Raw genomic sequence first — 2,332 nt, forward strand, 5'->3', positions numbered from 1 at the left:
CGCACCCCGAGCACGCTCGGTCGGAGGGTCCGCCGCGGCGCGGCCGGGGCGGGATGCTCGCGCTTTCCGGTGGCGCGCTCGCCCTCGTGGCACTCGTCGTGGGGGTGCTGCTCAGCTCGGGCGACGACACCGGCAACGCCGCCGCACCGGTGACGACGACGCCGGAGACCAGCAGTTCCGCGCCACGCCCGCTCACCGGGGACGAGATGCGCACGGTGGTCGCCGACTACTACGCCCTGCTGCCCGACGAATCCGGTGCCGCCTGGGCCCACCTCGGCCCCGACCTCCGCGCCCAGGGCCGCGAGGCGTTCACGGCCCGGTGGGACGGCGTGCGCCGCGTGGAGGTGATCTCCCAGCCCCGTGTCACGGGCGCGGAGACGGTACACATCGGCATCCGGCTGCGCACCGCGGACGGGGCCACGGTCACCGAGTTCCACCAGCACGAGATGGTGCGGCTCGACGCGGCGGTGCTGCTGAACACCGACACGCTGCTGCACTCCGAGACCAGCACCCCGCCGAAGAAGGACGACAGGAACCGCGGCAACGGGGACAAGGGCGACGGGAAAGACGAGAAGAAGAAGGACGACAAGAAGGACGACGACAAGGAACGCGACCGCGGCCGGGGCGAACGCGAGAAGAACGAGAAGAAGGACGAGGACGACGACTGACCCTGTCCCCGCACCCCGACAGCGCCCCGGTCCGCTCGTGCCGGCTCAGCCCCCGGCGCCCCGGCCCAGCGTGTCGATCAGTTCCCGGCAGGCCTGCTCGCACCGGCGGCAGGACTCCGCGCACACCCGGCAGTGCTCGTGCTCGGAGGCGTGCGCCTCGCACTCGTCCCCGCACGAGCGGCACACCGTGGCACAGGCCTCGAGCACGGCACGGGTGATGTTGGCGTCGTACCCGGTGTGCCGGGACAGCACCCTGGCCGTCGTCTCACACACGTCGGCGCAGTCGGTGTTGGTGCGGACGCACTTGCGCAGGCGCGGCAGCATCTCGTCGGACTCGGACAGACACGCGTCGGCGCACGCCGTGCACGCCTGAGCACACGCCACGCACTCCTCGATACAGCGCCGGAGCGCGTCCCGGTCGACGCCACCCAGGTCGGCCGGGTACGTACGGAGCATCTCAGCGACGGGCATGATCCCTCCTCGCTCGACGAGCCGGTCCACGCCCTGGGGGATCACCCGCGCGGGAGGCGTCCAAACCACGAGCCGCTCAGCGCGACGGCGACGGGCGGCGCGACCACGACACGGTGAGCAGTCCGTCCGCGCCGCTGTCCACGTGGGTGCCGAACGGCCCACTGCTCGATCCGAGCACGGCCGCCAACCACTGCCGGTCGCGGGAACCGGCCGGCTGCAACCGCAACCGCCGCGACTGCAACGGCAGCAGGCGCAGCGCGGTCAGCTCCGCCGTGTCCGGGTCGAACGACGGGAAATACAGCAGGCGCAGATCACCGCGATAGCGCTCGAATCCGCTGATGCCCTCGTAGTCGTTGAGCAGGTCTCCGCAGCCGTAGAGGATCAGTCGTCCCCGGTGCACCTCGATCGGGCGCGGATGGTGCGACGAGTGCCCGTGCACGACGTCCACCCCGCCCTCCACCAGCCTGCGGGCGAACGCGACCTGCTCGGCGGGCACATGGTAACCCCAGTTCGATCCCCAGTGGACGGAGAACACCACCAGGTCCCCGGGCCGGCGCACGGCGTGGACCTCGGCCAGCACGGTGTCGGCCGTGGCCGCGGACAACTCGCGCAGGTAGCCGAGTTCTTCCGGTTGCCCTTCCAGTTCTTCAGGTCAATCTCGGCATGGGCGATGTTCCAGTCGCCCAGGACGAGCACCTCGCGCCCGTCAGCCGCTGCCTTGTCCCGCACCTCCCCGAGGTAGGGCAGGAAGCCGTCCATGAAGCGTTGCTTCTCCTCCTGCCGGGGGGTGCCCACGTCACCGCTCGGCAGGTACAGGCTGGCCACCACGAGCCCGGGCAGCCACATCTCGACGTAACGACCGGCGTCGTCGAACTCGGCGAGGCCGCACCCGACCCGCACCGCCTCGGGTTCGATCCGGCTGTAGAGGCTGACACCGTTGCGGCCCTTGACCGCGCAGTCGGCGTGCGCGGCGTGCCAGCCGTCCGGCTCACGGAGCCCGGCGGGCAGCAGATCCGGGCTGGCCCGCACCTCCTGGCAGGCCACGACGTCGGCCCGGGTGGCGGCGAACCACTCGGTGAAGCCCTTCTTGGCGGCGGCCCGCAGGCCGTTGACGTTGACGGTCGACACGGTCAGCACGCCGGGCAGGGTACCCGCCGCGCAGGGCGGGAGAAGCGGACGCGGGCGGCGCGCAT

At 71.8% G+C, this 2,332-nt stretch carries 2 protein-coding genes and 2 pseudogenes; 1 reads left to right on the forward strand and 3 read right to left on the reverse strand.

All coding sequences use genetic code 11. From position 1 onward, the window contains the following. Positions 1-668 (forward strand): annotated as a pseudogene (locus SACSA_RS0110575) (serine/threonine-protein kinase); the annotation flags it as partial. Positions 669-713: 45 nt separating this feature from the next. On the opposite strand, the gene SACSA_RS0110580 reads toward SACSA_RS0110575, so the two are convergent. The 3 genes and pseudogenes from SACSA_RS0110580 to SACSA_RS26015 all read right to left on the reverse strand — a co-directional run. Then, the gene (locus SACSA_RS0110580; RefSeq protein ID WP_028661762.1) at positions 714-1,139 is read right to left on the reverse strand and encodes a four-helix bundle copper-binding protein; all 426 of its coding nucleotides are present in this window, start codon (positions 1,137-1,139) and stop codon (positions 714-716) included. Between the two features lie 76 nt (positions 1,140-1,215). After that, positions 1,216-1,719 (reverse strand): CapA family protein, encoded by a 504-nt coding sequence (locus tag SACSA_RS22440; protein WP_408640273.1) that lies wholly within the window; start codon positions 1,717-1,719, stop codon positions 1,216-1,218. Positions 1,720-1,730: 11 nt separating this feature from the next. Next, positions 1,731-2,276, reverse strand: a pseudogene (locus SACSA_RS26015) (exodeoxyribonuclease III); the annotation flags it as partial. Between the last annotated feature and the right edge of the window lie 56 nt (positions 2,277-2,332).

Source organism: Saccharomonospora saliphila YIM 90502, assembly GCF_000383795.1.
GTDB lineage: Bacteria > Actinomycetota > Actinomycetes > Mycobacteriales > Pseudonocardiaceae > Saccharomonospora > Saccharomonospora saliphila.